General features: G+C 67.9%; 13 protein-coding genes. 8 read left to right on the top strand and 5 right to left on the bottom strand.

Annotated features, from left to right (window positions below):
• Window positions 1–59: 59 nt before the first annotated feature.
• The 5 genes from EL288_RS19585 to EL288_RS19565 all read left to right on the top strand — a co-directional run bounded on the left by EL288_RS19585 (window position 60) and on the right by EL288_RS19565 (window position 6,906).
• Complete coding sequence (locus tag EL288_RS19585) at window positions 60–1,001, top strand: ABC transporter permease (RefSeq protein ID WP_003808548.1); 942 nt, start codon at window positions 60–62, stop codon at window positions 999–1,001.
• Window positions 1,001–1,834, top strand: a complete 834-nt coding sequence (locus EL288_RS19580) for an ABC transporter permease (protein WP_003808549.1) — start codon at window positions 1,001–1,003, stop codon at window positions 1,832–1,834. The genes EL288_RS19585 and EL288_RS19580 overlap by 1 nt, the downstream gene beginning before the upstream one ends.
• Before the next feature lie 3 nt (window positions 1,835–1,837).
• Window positions 1,838–3,688 (top strand): dipeptide ABC transporter ATP-binding protein, encoded by a 1,851-nt coding sequence (locus EL288_RS19575; RefSeq protein ID WP_126622014.1) that lies wholly within the window; start codon window positions 1,838–1,840, stop codon window positions 3,686–3,688.
• A 68-nt stretch (window positions 3,689–3,756) separates the two neighbouring features.
• A complete protein-coding gene (locus EL288_RS19570; protein WP_003808553.1) occupies window positions 3,757–5,349 on the top strand; it encodes an ABC transporter substrate-binding protein in 1,593 nt (530 codons plus the stop codon).
• A gap of 18 nt (window positions 5,350–5,367) precedes the next feature.
• Window positions 5,368–6,906 (top strand): M81 family metallopeptidase, encoded by a 1,539-nt coding sequence (locus EL288_RS19565; protein ID WP_126622013.1) that lies wholly within the window; start codon window positions 5,368–5,370, stop codon window positions 6,904–6,906.
• 93 nt (window positions 6,907–6,999) lie between these two features.
• On the opposite strand, the gene EL288_RS19560 is transcribed toward EL288_RS19565, so the two are convergent.
• A complete protein-coding gene (locus tag EL288_RS19560) occupies window positions 7,000–7,941 on the bottom strand; it encodes a LysR family transcriptional regulator (RefSeq protein WP_003808557.1) in 942 nt (313 codons plus the stop codon).
• A 144-nt stretch (window positions 7,942–8,085) separates the two neighbouring features.
• On the opposite strand from EL288_RS19560, the gene EL288_RS19555 reads away from it, so the two are divergent.
• Window positions 8,086–8,850 (top strand): hypothetical protein, encoded by a 765-nt coding sequence (locus tag EL288_RS19555; protein WP_226376503.1) that lies wholly within the window; start codon window positions 8,086–8,088, stop codon window positions 8,848–8,850.
• Between the two features lie 61 nt (window positions 8,851–8,911).
• On the opposite strand, the gene EL288_RS19550 is transcribed toward EL288_RS19555, so the two are convergent.
• Together EL288_RS19550 and EL288_RS19545 are read right to left on the bottom strand one after the other, a co-directional pair.
• A complete protein-coding gene (locus tag EL288_RS19550; protein WP_126622012.1) occupies window positions 8,912–9,418 on the bottom strand; it encodes an SRPBCC family protein in 507 nt (168 codons plus the stop codon).
• Window positions 9,415–9,753, bottom strand: coding sequence for an ArsR/SmtB family transcription factor (locus EL288_RS19545; RefSeq protein ID WP_003808563.1), 339 nt, complete (start codon window positions 9,751–9,753; stop codon window positions 9,415–9,417). The genes EL288_RS19550 and EL288_RS19545 overlap by 4 nt, the downstream gene beginning before the upstream one ends.
• A 428-nt stretch (window positions 9,754–10,181) precedes the next feature.
• Here EL288_RS19545 and EL288_RS19540 point away from each other — a divergent pair, with 428 nt between their 5' ends.
• Both EL288_RS19540 and EL288_RS19535 read left to right on the top strand, forming a co-directional pair.
• Window positions 10,182–12,701 carry an AsmA family protein gene (locus EL288_RS19540; RefSeq protein WP_003808566.1) on the top strand — a complete coding sequence of 840 codons (2,520 nt, stop codon included), beginning with the start codon at window positions 10,182–10,184 and terminating at the stop codon, window positions 12,699–12,701.
• Window positions 12,698–13,084: an MOSC N-terminal beta barrel domain-containing protein gene (locus tag EL288_RS19535; protein WP_003808567.1), complete on the top strand. Its 387-nt coding sequence runs from the start codon at window positions 12,698–12,700 to the stop codon at window positions 13,082–13,084. Before EL288_RS19540 ends, EL288_RS19535 begins: the two co-directional genes overlap by 4 nt.
• Before the next feature lie 7 nt (window positions 13,085–13,091).
• On the opposite strand, the gene EL288_RS19530 is transcribed toward EL288_RS19535, so the two are convergent.
• Entirely contained in the window at window positions 13,092–14,309 is a 1,218-nt protein-coding gene (locus tag EL288_RS19530) for a benzoate/H(+) symporter BenE family transporter (RefSeq protein ID WP_033459313.1), read from the bottom strand.
• Window positions 14,306–14,557 (bottom strand): YfhL family 4Fe-4S dicluster ferredoxin, encoded by a 252-nt coding sequence (locus EL288_RS19525; RefSeq protein WP_003808570.1) that lies wholly within the window; start codon window positions 14,555–14,557, stop codon window positions 14,306–14,308. Before EL288_RS19525 ends, EL288_RS19530 begins: the two co-directional genes overlap by 4 nt.
• Window positions 14,558–14,595: the final 38 nt, after the last annotated feature.

Genomic DNA, 14,595 nt, shown 5'->3' with positions numbered 1-14,595 from the left:
GCCCGGTCCGCGCCGACAGCGGCCGGGCCGATGGCCCGTTCTCACTGGAAGGGGATTCAATGCTTTCGTACACATTGCGACGGCTGCTCATGACCTTGCCCGTCATGCTGTTCGTCGCGCTGTTCGTCTTCGGCCTGCTGGACCTCGCGCCCGGCGACCCGGCCGCCCTGCTGGCCGGCGAGGACGCCACGCCGCAGGACATCGCGCGCATCCGCGCCACCCTGGGCCTGGACCAGCCGTTCCTGCAGCGCTTCGCGGAATGGGGCTGGAACGTGCTGCATGGCGACCTGGGCACCTCGCTGTTCACCGGCCTGCCGGTCAGCCACATGATCGGCCAGCGGCTCGTTCCCACGTTTTCGCTGATGCTGATGACGCTGCTCGTCTCGGTCGTGATCGCCATCCCCATCGGCGCGCTGGCGGCCTGGAAGCACAACCGCCTGCAGGACCGCGGCATCATGGTCCTGGCGGTGTTCAGCTTCTCCGTGCCGTCGTTCGCGGTGGGCTACCTGCTGGCGTGGATCTTCGGCCTGCAGCTGCGCTGGTTCCCGGTGCAGGGCTATGTGCCGCTGGCCACCGGTTTCTGGGCCTCGGTGCACACCCTGGTGCTGCCCGCCCTGGCGCTGGGCAGCGTCTACGTGGCGCTGATTACCCGCATCACGCGCGCCACGCTGCTCGAAACCCTGTCGCAGGACTACATCCGCACGGCGCGCGCCAAGGGCGTGGGCAACCGCGGCCTGCTGTTCCGGCACGCCCTCAAGAACGCGGCCGTGCCCATCATCACCGTCATCGGCAGCGGCGTGGCCCTGCTGATCAGCGGCACCGTGGTGACGGAAACCGTGTTCTCCATCCCCGGCCTGGGCCGGCTGGTGGTCGACGCCATCCTGCGGCGCGACTACCCGGTCATCCAGGGGGTGATCCTGCTGTTCAGCTTCATGTACGTGCTGGTCAACCTGCTGGTCGATCTGCTCTATCGCGCCTTCGACCCGAGGATCAAATACTGATGAGCAATATTGCCGGTTTTCTCAAGCGCCACCCGACCACGGCGGTGGGCGGCGGGCTGCTCCTGCTGCTGTTCCTGATGGCGGTCTGCGCGCCCTGGCTGGGCACGGTGGACCCCACCGCGCTCTCGCCCATCCACCGCACCCGCGCGCCGAGCGAACAGTTCTGGTTCGGTACCGACCTGCTCGGCCGCGACGTGTACTCGCGCGTGATCTACGGCGCCCGCGTCTCGCTGATCGTGGGGTTCACCGTCGCCGCGCTGTCGACCGTGATCGGCGTGGTGATCGGCCTGGCCGCGGGTTTCGTGCGCTGGGTCGATGCGGTGGTCATGCGGATCATGGACGGCTTCATGTCGATTCCCACCATCCTGCTGGCGATCGCGCTGATCGCGCTGACCCGCGCCTCGCTGCAGAACGTCATCATCGCGATCACCATCGCCGAAGTGCCGCGCGTGGTGCGCCTGGTGCGCGGGCTGGTGCTGTCGCTGCGCGAGCAGCCGTATGTCGAGGCGGCGGTGGCCGCGGGCGCCAGCCGCCTGCGCATCGTCGCGCGGCATATCTTCCCCAACACGCTGGCCGCCCTGATGGTGCAGGCCACCTACATCTGCGGCGTGGCCATCCTGGCCGAGGCCAGCCTGTCGTTCATCGGCGCGGGCGTGCCGCCGTCGGTGCCGTCGTGGGGCAACATCATGGCCGAAGGCCGGGCGCTGTGGCAGATCAAGCCGCATCTTATCGCCTTCCCCGCGGTGTTCCTGTCCATCACGATCCTGGCGATCAACATGCTGGGCGACGGGTTGCGCGATGCGGTCGACCCGCGCATGGCCAAGAGGATCTGATCGATGACCACAACGACGACACAAAGCCGGCGCGTGCTGGAGCTGGAAAACCTCTCGATCGCCTTCGGCCGCGGCGTCCATACGTTTCACGCCGTCAAGTCGCTGAGCCTGCACGTGGACCGCGGCGAGACGCTGGCCATCGTGGGCGAATCGGGTTCGGGCAAATCGGTGACCTCGCTGGCGGTGATGCGCCTGGTCGAGTTCGGCGGCGGACGCATCGAAAGCGGGCGCATGACCTTCTATCGCGGCGCGGGCGAGGCGGTGGACCTGGCGGCCGCCTCCGAGGACAGCATGCGCGCCATGCGCGGCAACGACCTGGGCATGATCTTCCAGGAGCCCATGACCTCGCTCAATCCGGTGTTCACCGTGGGCGCGCAGATCGTGGAGGCCATCCGCCTGCACCAGGCCTGCGACGCCAGGGCGGCGCAGGCGGCGGCCAAGCGCATCCTGGACCAGGTGCGCATTCCCGATTCGGCCAGCATCCTGGGCCGCTACCCGCACGAGCTGTCGGGCGGCATGCGCCAGCGGGTCATGATCGCCATGGCCCTGTCCTGCAAGCCGGCGCTGCTGATCGCCGACGAGCCGACCACGGCGCTGGACGTGACGATCCAGGCGCAGATCCTGCAGCTGATCCGCGAACTGCAGCGCGAGATGGACATGGGCGTGATCTTCATCACGCACGACATGGGCGTGGTGGCCGAAGTGGCCGATCGCGTGCTGGTGATGCGCAAGGGCGACGTGGTCGAGAACAACGACGTGCACGGCCTGTTCAATGCGCCCAGCCATCCCTACACCAAGGCGCTGATGGCGGCGGTGCCGCGCCTGGGCGCCATGCAGGGCACGACGGCGCCGGCGCGCTTCGCGCTGCTGAGCGACGCGCAGGCCCGCCACGAGGCCGAGCCGCCCGCCGTGGCGCCATCGGACAAGGTGGTGCTGCGGGTGCGCGACCTGGTGACGCGCTTCGATGTGCGCGGCGGCATTTTCGCGCGGGTCAAGAAGCGCGTGCATGCCGTCGAACAGGTCAGCTTCGACCTGCATGCCGGCGAAACCCTGTCGCTGGTGGGCGAGTCGGGCTGCGGCAAGACATCGACCGGCCGGTCCCTGCTCAGGCTGGCCAAGACCACGCGCGGCCAGATCGAGTTCGACGGCAAGCCGGTGCGCCAGGAGGATCCCGCCTCGCTGCGCGCCCTGCGCCGCAACATGCAGTTCGTGTTCCAGGATCCGTTCGCCTCGCTCAACCCGCGCATGCGCGTGGGCGATTGCGTCAAGGAGCCCATGCTGATCCACAACCTGTACAGCGGGGCGCAGGCCGACCGCAGGGCGGCCGAGCTGTTCGAGCGGGTCGGCCTGGACGCGGCCATGATGCAGCGCTGGCCGCACGAGTTCTCCGGCGGGCAGCGGCAGCGCATCTGCATTGCGCGCGCGCTGTCGGTCGACCCCAAGGTGCTGATCGCCGACGAGTCGGTGTCGGCGCTGGACGTGTCGATCCAGGCGCAGATCGTCAACCTGCTGATCGACCTGCAGCGCGACCTGGGCGTGAGCTATCTGTTCATCTCGCACGACATGGCGGTGGTCGAGCGGATCAGCCACCGGGTAGCGGTGATGTACCTGGGCCAGATCGTCGAGATCGGCCCGCGCCAGGCCATCTTCGAGAGCCCGCAGCACCCCTATACGAAGAAATTGATGCAGGCCGTGCCGATCGCCGACCCCGGCGCGCGGCGCAGCATCACGCTCGAACTGAGCGAGTTGCCCAGCCCGGCTCGGCCGGTGGGCGACGAGCCCGTCGTCAAGCCGCTGGAGCAGGCCGGACCGGGGCATTTCGTGGCGCGGCACCGCATCGGCGGCGCGTATTAGGGCTGGCGGGCGTCCGTCGGGACGCCGCCCGGCCCGGGATCGTTTTTCCTTTATCTGGGAGATAGACAATGGATCGTAGAAGTTTCCTGCTGGCTTCCTCCGCTACGGCGGCCGCCTGGGCCTTGCCCGGCATGTCCTGGGCCGCGCCGGGCAAGAGCGCGTTCCGCTGGGTGCCGCAGGCCGACCTGGCGCTGCTGGACCCGATGTTCACCACCGTGGCGATGACCCAGGTGCACGCGCAACTGGTGTTCGACACCTTGTTCGGCCTGGATTCGCAGTACCTGCCCAGCCCGCAGATGGCCGCCGGCCATACCAGCGAAAACGACGGCCTGCTGTGGAAGATCACCCTGCGCGACGGCCTGGCGTTCCATGACGGCTCGCCGGTGCGGGCGCAGGATGCCGTGGCCAGCATCAAGCGCTGGTCCAAGCGCGACCTGATGGGCCGTTCGCTGATGCAGGCGACCGAGTCGCTGACCGCGCTCGACGACAAGACGATCCAGTTCAAGCTGAGCAAGCCTTTCCCGCTCATCCTGCACGCGCTGGGCCGCCAGTCCGGCAACATGGCGTGCATCATGCCCGAGCGCCTGGCCTCGCAGCCGGAAACCGAGGCGGTCAAGGAAATGGTGGGCAGCGGCCCGTTCACCTTCGCGGCCGCGAAATGGGTGTCCGGCTCGCGCGTGGTGTACGAGAAGTTCGCCGGTTACGTGCCGCGCAAGGACGACCGCAAGCCCGACTTCGCCGCCGGTCCGAAGATCGCCCATGTCGACGAAGTGCACTGGCACATCATCCCCGACCGCGCTACCGCCATCGCCGCGCTGCAGGCCAACGAGGTCGATGGCGTCGAGATGGTCGACAGCGACTTCCTGCCCATCCTGACCCAGGACCCCAACATCAAGCTGGTCAAGCGCAGCCTGCCCACCATAGGCGTGATGCGCTTCAACCACCTGCATGCGCCGTTCAACAACGTGGAAATCCGCCGCGCGGTGCTCAGCGTGGTGAATCAGACCGAATACATGACCGCCATGAACGGCGCCGATTTCCCGGAGTACTGGAGCGACCGCTGCGGCGTGTTCGTGCCCGGCTCGCCGATGGACAGCGACGCCGGCATGGAGAAGCTGACCGGCAAGCGCGATATCGAGAAGGCGCGCGCCGCCATCAAGGCCGCCGGCTACAACGGCGAGAAGGTGGTGCTGCTCGATCCGGTCGATTTTCCCACCTGGCACGCCGCCGCGCTGGTGACGGCCGACCTGTTCAAGCGCCTGGGCTTCAACGTGGACCTGCAGACCATGGACTGGGGCACCGCCGTGCAGCGCCGCAACAACCAGGAGCCCGTGTCGGCCGGCGGCTGGAGCGTGGCGTTCACCGGCAATACCGGCCCGAACAACCTGGATCCGGCCGGCCACCTGCCCATGCGCGGCAACGGCAAGCAGGCCTGGTTCGGCTGGCCCACCAGCGAGCGCCTGGAGCAGCTGCGCATCGACTGGTTCAACGCGCCCGACCTGGACGCGCAGAAGAAGATCTGCCGCGAGATCCAGCTGCAAGTGTTCGAGGACGTGCCGTACATTCCGCTGGGCGCCACCTATCCGGTCTCGGCCCTGCGCAGCGAATGGAAGGATTTCCAGCCCCAGATGTCGCTGTTCTACACGCTGCACAAGGCTTGAGCGGAACCGGAGATTTTCATGAGCAGTAACGCCCCGAAAGTGGCCATCCTCGGTTTCCACCTGGAGTCCAACGCCTTTTCCCCGCTGTCCGTCGAGGCGGACTTCCTGGCGCAATGCTGGGAGCAGGGCGAGGACATCACGCGGCTGGCGCGCGGCGCCAGCCGCCTGCCCAGCGAAGTGCCGGGTTTCTATGCCCGCATGGACGAGCTGGGCGCGTGGACGCCGGCGCCCCTGATCGTGATCGGCGCGCCGCCGGGCGGTCCGGCCAGCGCCGGTGTGTGGCGGCGTTTCCTGGCGGAAGCCGAGACGCGCCTGCGGGCGGCCTTGCCGGTCGATGCCGTGTACGTGGCCAATCACGGGGCGTCCTCCGCCGAGGGGCAGGACGATACCGAAGGCGAGCTGATGGGCCGGCTGCGGGCCATCGTCGGCCCGGGGGTGCCCATCGTCGCCAGCCACGACCTGCATTGCAATGTGTCCGAGCAGACCGTGCAGGCGCTCGACGGGCTGATCTCCTATCGCACCAATCCCCACGTCGACCAGCGCGAGCGCGCCGCGGACGCGGCCGATATGATCCACGAGATCCTGGGCGGCACGCGCATGGTGTCGGCCTATGTGCGGCTGCCCCTGACGCCGCCGTCGGTGACCTTGTTGACTTCCAGCGGTCCCTATGCCGATCTGGTGGCGCTGGGCGCCTCGTTGATCCAGAAGCCGGACGAAGGCCCCATCGCCAATGTCTCGGTGTGCTCGGGGTTCGTGTTTTCGGACCTGCCCAAGTGCGGCCTGACGATCACCGTCACCGCGCGCGGCGACCTGCAGGCCGCGCGCCGCGCGGCGCTGCGGATCGCGCGGGCCGGCTGGGCCGACCGCAAGCGCTACGTGGCCAACACGGTCGAGGTGGCGCGCGCGGTCGAGCTGGCGCGCGCCGCGGGCCAGCCCCTGTTGTTCGCCGACGTGGCCGACAACCCGGGCGGCGGCGGCGGCGGCAACACGGCCTGGCTGCTGCGGGCTTTCCACGAAGCGCGCATTCCCGGCGTGGTGCTGGGCGTGTTCGTCGATCCGGAACTGGCCGCGCAAGCCGCGCAGCTGGGCGAAGGCGCCGAGTTCGACGCGGTGTTCAACCGCATCGAAACCGACTATGCGCGGCGCTACCAGGCGCGCGCGCGCGTGCTCAGGCTGACCGACGGCGAGGGCATGGGGCGGCGCGGCATCCTGCGCGGCCGCAAGTTCTCGCTGGGGGCGTCCTGCCTGCTGGAGCTGGTCGACTCGGGCATGAGCGTGGTGGTGGGCAGCCTGCGCCGGCAACTGGCCGAGCCGGCCATGCTGGAGATGCACGGTATCGACATCGCGCGGGCCGGGCATGTGGTGGTCAAGAGCCGCGGGCACTACCGCGCGGGGTTCGACGAGTTCTTCCCGGACGATCGTATCCACGACGTCGACAGCCTGGGCCTGACCACGCCCAACCTCAAGCAGATCGCCTTCAAGCGCCTGCCGCGGCCGGTCTGGCCGCTGGACGACGCGGCCGCCTGGCAGGAGCCGGACTGGGCCGAGGGGCTGTAGCGGCGTTCGCGCCGCGGGCGACTGTGCGGGGCGCCTGTCCCCGCGGGGACAGGCACTCGGGCCTCTCCGCGGGGACAGGCACCCTTGCACCCTTCACAGCGCGCCCGAGCCGCGCCCGGCGGCCAGCCAGGCCGGGTCGGCGTAGGAGGCGTCGATGCGCGAGGCCAGCGCCTGCACGAAGCGCCCGACGCTGGCGGGCAGTTGCCGGCCGGCCATGGTCTGGATGTGCATGATGCGCTGGTGCAGCTCGCTGTTGGCCATGGGGATGGACACCAGCTCGCCGCGCTCGGTGGGCGTCATGACGGTCAGGTCGCCCGAGAAGCTGATCGCGCCCCATTGCTGGCAGCAGGTCTGGATGGCGCCCTGGTTGTTGCAGGTCATCGCGATGTTCAGTTCGATCTTTTCATGCATGCAGCACAGGTCGATGAAGAAGCGATTGGTGCTGCCCGGCCCCATCAGCACCACCGGATAGTCGCCGATGTCCTGCATGGACAGCATGTCGCGGCCGGCCAGCGGGTGCTGCGGCGCCATCACGGCGAACAGCGGCATGCGGCGCGCGTATTGCACGTGCACATCCTGCGGCGGGGCCAGGTTGTAGCTCAGGCCGATATCGTCCTCGCCCTCGCGCACGCGGCGGTTGATCTCGGACGACTGCAGGATATTCAGCTCGAAGCGCACCGTCGGTTCGATTTCGCGGAACTCGCCGATGACGCGTGGCAGCAGCTCGCGGCCGAACGCCTGGTTGGCCGAGACGCGGATCAGTTTCTGCCCGATCTGGCTCAGCTCGCGGATCTCCGCGCGGGCCCGCTCGGCGTCCAGCGAGGCGCGCCGCGCATAGGCCTTGAGCAATTGGCCGGCCTCGGTCAGCACCATGCCGCGCGCGTGGCGCTCGAACAGCTGGGCCTGGTGCTCGTCCTCCAGTTTGCGCACCATGCGGCTGACCGCCGACGGGGCGACATGCAGCTTCTGCGCGGCCAGGGTCAGCGAGCCGGCGTCGACGACTTCCAGAAAATAGCGTAGGGCGGTATTGAGCATAATGAAGGCATATTATGCGGATACTGATTTTCGGTGCGGTAAACTTGTCCGGATATTCAAGCGCAAAATGTGATTGCGCCGCCGCTCGCGAGACACGCGCGAGTTTGTCGATGGCCGCGGCGCGCGATAAGCATATATATACGGATGATCAAGAAGCGATATTTGGCCACCGCCGTCGTGGCGCTGGCCGTAGCGGTCGCGGCGGCGCTGTATGCCCGCCAGGACGAGCCCGAACATTTCGACGAAGTCGTGTTGCAGTGCCTGGACGACCAGGCGATGAGCACGGTGCGGCGGACCGGCAGCGTCGACGGCATACTGCCCGCCTGCCAGCCCGAGTTGGCAGAGGTGCTGGGCGAGGACTTCGGGGCCGTCGACGAGCCCACGCTGCGCGCGGTGCTGGCGACGGTGGCTGCCGCCAATTTCGCCGAATATGGCAGCTCGTCCGCGGTCGCCTATGAGGCGATCGAGAAATCCCAGCACCTGAATTGCGGGAACCTGGTGTTCCTCATGGGTTATCTCTACGGCGGCCTGAAGGAAAAAGGCATACGTCCGATAGGCGTGGACGGCGGCGCGGTCGGCAACCACGCGCAGATCATGTACAAATCGGGCAATAACAGGTTGCTGCTCGATCCGACCACCGGCGTGGTCGCGGCGATTACCTTCAACAAGCTGATGAGCGGCCAGCCCGTGCCCGAGGAGCAGGTCAGGGTGTTCCGGGTCAAGGCCAAAACCATCGACTCTTTCCGCGACAGAGTCTATCGCGCGGTCGTCGGCGGCGGATATCTGCCTTCCGATTTGATGTACATGCACGAATCGCTCTGGGAGCTGAAAACCAAGGGCAGCAGTTCGGTGTACTTCACGCCTGGCGGCATCACGGTACGAAAGAAGTTGGCACAGGCCGCTGGATAATGTCGGGCGGCCCGCGAAAAAGCCCTCCAGCGGAGGGCTTTTTTTCTGAGGCGGCCGGTATTCAGCTTGCCTGCTGCATATTCCGGGCGTGCGCCACCAGCTGGTCCAGCGCCGCGCCCCAGCCGTCGTGGAAACCCATGTCGCTGTGCTGGCGGCAGCCGGCCTGCGTGCCATGCATGGCGGTGGCCGTGTAGCGCGTGCCCTGGTCGTGGGGTTCGATGCGGATGACGGCGGTGAAGGCCGGTACGTCGCCGCCGCCGCCGGCCGGCCGGAAGCCGGGCAGCAGGGCGTTGGTCCAGACCAGCCTGCTGCCTTCGACGATTTCCAGGTAGCAGCAGTCGTGGGTGTGTTCTTCGCCCTCGGGCGAGCGCATCACGAAACGGAAGCGTCCGCCTGGGCGCAGGTCTACGTCGCAGCGGACGGTCTGCCAGGGCGCCGGAGTAAGCCAGTGCTTGATGTGCTCGGGCTGGGTCCAGGCCTGCCAGACCAGGGCGGGAGGCACATCGATGGTGCGTTCGAGGACGAGGTCCAGCTTGGGGTTGGGCTGTGTGGAATGCTGTCGGGTCATCGCTTCTGCTCCTTCAGATCCTGTAGATACAGGTCGAGTTGGTCGAGGCGGCGCTCCCAGATCGCGCGTTGCCGGGTCATCCAGTGTTCCGCCATGCCCAGCGGTTGCGGCGCAAGGGTGTAGATGCGCACGCGGCCGCTTTTCCGGGATCGCACCAGGCCGCAGCGCTCGAGGACGTCCAGATGCTGCGAGAACGAAGGCAGGGCCATGTTGAATGGCCGCGCCAGTTCGCTCATGGCGGCGGACCCCTGGCACAGGCGCTCGAGTACGGCGCGCCGGGTAGGGTCGGACAGGGCCTGGAAGACCTGGCTGAGCTGGGCAGCTTGATTGGGCATGCCATCCAGTCTAGGGCGGCTCTTATACTTAGGTCAACACCTAAATATTGAACGACAGGCGATATCCAATGTCGTAGAAAAGTGCTTTCTTCTCGTCTGAAATATCAGCAAGAGCTTACTTCCGAGCGTCGCGGGATTCCCTTATGCTCGAACGGGTCGCGCGGCCAGGGGGCGCGAATGCGGGTTCGTTCCCTGATTTGTTACGATAGCGGTATTCCGGCGCACTGCGTCCGGACCTCAGGCTCGCCGACGTTCCACCCCCAATCGAAATCCTGCCCTGGCCCATGCTTGGCCATGGCGGGCGCCAGCCACCCGCCGCGCGGAGCAGGCGGATCGGGCAGGGCGGCGCGGGCGCGTATGCGACTGTCCGCTTCGGCGCGGCAGGCTTTCTCAGGAACATTCCAAGTCGAGGTCTCGACGGGGCAGCAATGAAAACGTGGTTCAAGCGAATTGTGATTGGCCTGGTGGTGTTGGTTGTCGTGGCCGTCGTCGGCCTGGCCATCTTTTTGCTGACATTCGATCCCAACGCCTACAAGTACAAGCTGGAAGAGGCGGTGCAGGCGCGTTATGAGCGCACGCTGAACATCGAAGGCGAGATCGAACTGTCGCTGTTTCCGCGCATAGGCCTGGCGGTGCAGGGGGTATCGCTGTCCGAACCGAACAGCCCCGACGTCTTCGCCTCCATCGACAGCATGCGGCTGGCGGTGGCGGTGTGGCCGCTGCTGTCGAACAGCCTGGTGGTCGATCACGTCACCATCAACGGCTTCAAGGCGCGCGTCATCCGCGGCAAGGACGGCCATTTCAACTTCGAGAACCTGGTCGGCGGCTCGGTCCAGAGCACCGACGTGCCCGGCAACGCCGCCGAGGCCACCGCCGGCGCGATCACCGGCACGGCGCAGGCCATCGTCAACGGCACCGTCAGCACGCCCAAGAGCATGCAGATCGATATCGCCGGCCTGGACCTGAAGGATGGCGAGATCCAGCTGCAGGACGCCATGAGCGGCATGGCCGTGGCCATCACCAAGCTGAACGCGGCCACCGGCCGGGTGACCTATAACCAGCCGTTCGACGTCAGCCTGTCGGCGCGGGTCGAGGGCGGCAACCCGCGCCTGGACGCCGGCCTCACGGGCCAGGCGCAACTGACGCTCGATCCGCTGGCCAAGCGCTATGCGGCGCAGAGGCTGGACCTGCGCATGGAAGGGCGGCTGCCCGGCGCGCAGGCCAAGAGCCTGGCCGCGCGCGGCAATGTGGCGTTCAATGGCATGACCTCGTCGCTCGACGTGGCCGGCCTGGAAATCCTGTTCCAGGGCGATATCGTCGACACGGCCACCAAGCTGACCAATGTCGAGGCCAGCGTGGCGATGCCCAAGCTGGCCGTGGACCCGCACAAGACCGAGCTGCAGATCGACAAGCTGGCGGTGCGCGCCAAGGGCGCCATGCCCGGCGGCCCCTTCGAGCTGGCGGTCGACGCGCCCGCGCTGAACATTTCGCCGACCAACGCCAGCGGCGACGCCTTGAGCGGACGCGTGCGCACCCAGGAACTGGACGCCAGTTTCGGCCTGAACGGCATCAGCGGCAACGCTGGCGAGCTCGACATCAAGGAGGCGAAGCTGGACAGTACGCTCAAGCAGGGCGAGCGGGTGGTCAAGTCGGCGTTCGCCTCGCCGGTCACGCTGAACCTGCTGCAGCGCAGTATCGGCCTGTCGGCGCTCAAGGGCGACGTCAACATCACCGATCCCGGGTTGCCCAAGGGCAGCCTGCAGATCCCGGTCATCGGCAGCGTCAATGCCAACCTGCTCAAGGACCAGGCCAATGCCAGGATCAACGCCGTGCTCGAAGGCGGCAAGTTCGACCTGAGCGCCGATATCGTGGCGTTGTCGGCGGTGCCGCGCGTGACCTTCGCGCTGGCCGTCGATACGCTGGATCTCGACAAGCTGGCGCCGCCGGCAGGCGCCAGCGCGCCGCCCAAGCCGGCCGGCGATGGCAAGCAGGACGAATCCAAGCCGCCGGCCAAGCCGCAGCCCGCGCCGGCGCCGGCCGCGGCCGATGACAGCATCAACCTGTCGGGTCTGGTGGGGCCGACCGCCAGCGGCACCATCAAGATCGGCCAGCTCGTGATGCGCGGCCTGAAGGCCGAGCAGGTGGCGGCGAACATCAAGCTGGAAAAGGGCAAGCTGGACATCTCCACCCTGACCGCGGCGCTGTACGGCGGCAAGCTGGGCGGGGTGATGTCGGTGGACGCGGTCAACGGCAACCAGCTGGTGGCGAAGATGTCGCTGGCCGGCATCGCCATCCAGCCCCTGCTTTCCGACCTGGCCGGCAAGGACACCCTCAGCGGCACGGGCAGCCTGGCGTTCGACCTCAAGACGGCCGGCGCCAATACCTACGCCATGAAGAGCGGCCTGGCCGGCACCATGCAGGTGCGGCTGCGCGACGGCGCCATCAAGGGCATCAACGTGGCGCAGACGCTGCGCGAATTGAAGGCGATGTTCCGCGGCGAGGCGCACGACCCCACCGTGCAGGACGACCAGACCCGGCAGACCGATTTCACCTCGCTCGAAAGCGACCTGGTGTTCAACAAGGGCGTGGCCACCGTCAAGCGCCTGGACATGGCCGCGCCGCTGCTGCGCGTCAACCAGGGCAACCCGGCCAACATCGATTTCGTGCGCAGCGAGCTGGATTTCGTGGCACGCGTGCGCGTGGTCAACACGTCCACCGGCCAGGACGGCAAGGACCTGGCCGAACTGCGCAACCTGACCATCCCGCTGCTGATCACCGGCCCGTTCGACAAGCCCGTCTACACGCTGCAGTGGCGCGAAGTGGCCGGCGAAGCGCTCAAGCGCGGCCTGGAAAAGCAGCTCAAGGAAGCGCTGACCGGCGGCGAAGGCGCGTCCGGCAGTCCGGCGAAGAATATCGACAAGGCACTCAAGGGGATCCTGGGCAAATGAGCACCACCGCTTATCAACCCATCGCCGAATGCGGCGCAACCACGCAGTCCGAAGCGGCTGCCTACCAGAAGCGCTGGCTGGTGGCCAACGACGCGGGGCAGTGGCTCAACCGCGACCTGTGCCCGCGCCTGGCCGAGGTATCGGTCGAGCTGCGCATGGGTTACCTGGTATTGAAGGCGCCGGGCATGCTGCGGCTGGATATTCCGCTCGACGTGATCGAGGACGACGACAGCGTGCGCTACCAGATGCTGGTGGGCGAGCAGACGGTCGACGTGGTGGACGAAGGCGAGCTGGCGGCGGCGTGGATATCCAACCACGCGGGCGTGCCGTGCCGGATCCTGAAAGTGCACCCCGACATGGCCGAGGTGCGCTGGCCGTCGTAGGCCGCGCTCAGGCGCTGCGCGCGCGGCGCCAGGCCAGCGCGCCGTGCGTCGCCAGGCCGGCTGCCAGGCCCCAGAAGGCCGAGCCTATGCCCCAGAAGCTGATGCCCGAGGCGGTGGCCAGCAAGGTAACCAGCGCGGCTTCGCGCCGTTGCGGGTCGGCCATGGCGGTCGTCATGCCGCCCATGATGGCGCCCAGCAGCGCCAGCCCGGCCAGCGCGGCGATCAATGCGCCCGGCAGGGCCTGGAAGAACACGGCCACGGCGCCCGCGGCCACGCTCAGCAATACGTAGGTCAATCCGTAGGTGGCCGCGGCCACGTAGCGCCTGCCCGGATCGGCATGGGCTTCGGGGCCGGCGCACAGCGCCGCGATGATGGCGCCCAGCGTCACGCTGTGGGCGCCGAACGGCGCCGCCAGCAGGCCGGCCAGGCCCGTCAGGCCGACCAGCCGCGAGGCGGGCGGCCGATAGCCGGCCGCCTGCAGGATGGCCAGGCCGGGCAGGTTCTGCGAGGCCATGGCCACCACGAACAGCGGAATGCCCAGGCTGATGGCGGCCTGCCAGGTGAACGATGGCGTGGTCCAGACGAATTCGGTCCAGGCCCATTGCACGTGGCCCAGGCGCAGCAGGTCCAGGCTGCTGGCCGCGGCCAGGCCCACGACCAGCACCGCCAGCACCGCGAAGCGCGGCGCCCAGCGCCTGCCCAGCAGGTAGGCCGCGCACATCGACAGGACCAGCACCGGCTGGGCCGCAATGCTGCCGAAAATACCCATGCCGAAATTGAGCAGCACGCCGGCCAGCATGGCCGCGGCCAGCTCGGCCGGAATGCGCCGCACGATGGGATCGATCCAGCCGAACACGCCGCAGGCCAGCGTCAGCGCCGCGGCCAGCACGAAAGCGCCGACCGCCTGGTTGAACGGCACGCCCACCAGCCCCGTGACCAGCAGGGCCGCACCCGGCGTGGACCAGGCAAACACGACGGGCATGCGGCTGCGCAGGCTGATCAGCGCGCCGCCCACGCCCAGCGCCAGGCAGATCGAGCCCAGCCACGATCCGATGCGGGCGGCGTCCAGGCCGGCGGCATGGCCGGCCTGCACCATCAGCACCGCCGTGCCGCCGAAGCTGACCAGCACCGCGACCAGCCCGGCGACGATGGCCGACAACGAAAGCGCGCCGGTGACAGGCCGGCGCGCCGCGAGGGGGGAGGAGGCGGAGTCGGCGCCGTTCATGCGGCACCGGTCAGGCGACGGTACTTGGCCATCAGTTGTTCCTGCCCTTCCTGCCATTGGGGATGCAGTTCGATGCACTCCACCGGGCAGACCACCTTGCATTGCGGTTCGTCGTGGTGGCCGACGCATTCGGTGCAGCGATCAGGATCGATGACGTAATAGTCCGCGCCCATGGAAATCGCTTCGTTCGGGCACTGTGGCTCGCAAACGTCGCAATTGATGCATTCTTCGGTGATCTTGAGGGCCATGGCGGGTCAGGCGGGGGGCGGACAGGCCGATTGTAGCC

This window comes from Bordetella bronchiseptica, from assembly GCF_900636925.1.
In the GTDB taxonomy this organism is placed as follows: Bacteria; Pseudomonadota; Gammaproteobacteria; order Burkholderiales; family Burkholderiaceae_B; genus Bordetella; species Bordetella pertussis.
Note: the sequence above shows the minus strand (reverse complement) of the source record. Positions and strands in the feature narration are given on the sequence as shown.

What these genes read in the sequence shown, in the direction of transcription:
- EL288_RS19585 (WP_003808548.1), top strand. Translation starts at nt 60, where the DNA reads ATGCTTTCGTACACATTGCGACGGCTGCTCATGACCTTGCCCGTCATG.
- EL288_RS19580 (WP_003808549.1), top strand. Translation starts at nt 1,001, where the DNA reads ATGAGCAATATTGCCGGTTTTCTCAAGCGCCACCCGACCACGGCGGTG.
- EL288_RS19575 (WP_126622014.1), top strand. Translation starts at nt 1,838, where the DNA reads ATGACCACAACGACGACACAAAGCCGGCGCGTGCTGGAGCTGGAAAAC.
- EL288_RS19570 (WP_003808553.1), top strand. Translation starts at nt 3,757, where the DNA reads ATGGATCGTAGAAGTTTCCTGCTGGCTTCCTCCGCTACGGCGGCCGCC.
- EL288_RS19565 (WP_126622013.1), top strand. Translation starts at nt 5,368, where the DNA reads ATGAGCAGTAACGCCCCGAAAGTGGCCATCCTCGGTTTCCACCTGGAG.
- EL288_RS19560 (WP_003808557.1), bottom strand. Translation starts at nt 7,941, where the DNA reads ATGCTCAATACCGCCCTACGCTATTTTCTGGAAGTCGTCGACGCCGGC.
- EL288_RS19555 (WP_226376503.1), top strand. Translation starts at nt 8,086, where the DNA reads ATGATCAAGAAGCGATATTTGGCCACCGCCGTCGTGGCGCTGGCCGTA.
- EL288_RS19550 (WP_126622012.1), bottom strand. Translation starts at nt 9,418, where the DNA reads ATGACCCGACAGCATTCCACACAGCCCAACCCCAAGCTGGACCTCGTC.
- EL288_RS19545 (WP_003808563.1), bottom strand. Translation starts at nt 9,753, where the DNA reads ATGCCCAATCAAGCTGCCCAGCTCAGCCAGGTCTTCCAGGCCCTGTCC.
- EL288_RS19540 (WP_003808566.1), top strand. Translation starts at nt 10,182, where the DNA reads ATGAAAACGTGGTTCAAGCGAATTGTGATTGGCCTGGTGGTGTTGGTT.
- EL288_RS19535 (WP_003808567.1), top strand. Translation starts at nt 12,698, where the DNA reads ATGAGCACCACCGCTTATCAACCCATCGCCGAATGCGGCGCAACCACG.
- EL288_RS19530 (WP_033459313.1), bottom strand. Translation starts at nt 14,309, where the DNA reads ATGAACGGCGCCGACTCCGCCTCCTCCCCCCTCGCGGCGCGCCGGCCT.
- EL288_RS19525 (WP_003808570.1), bottom strand. Translation starts at nt 14,557, where the DNA reads ATGGCCCTCAAGATCACCGAAGAATGCATCAATTGCGACGTTTGCGAG.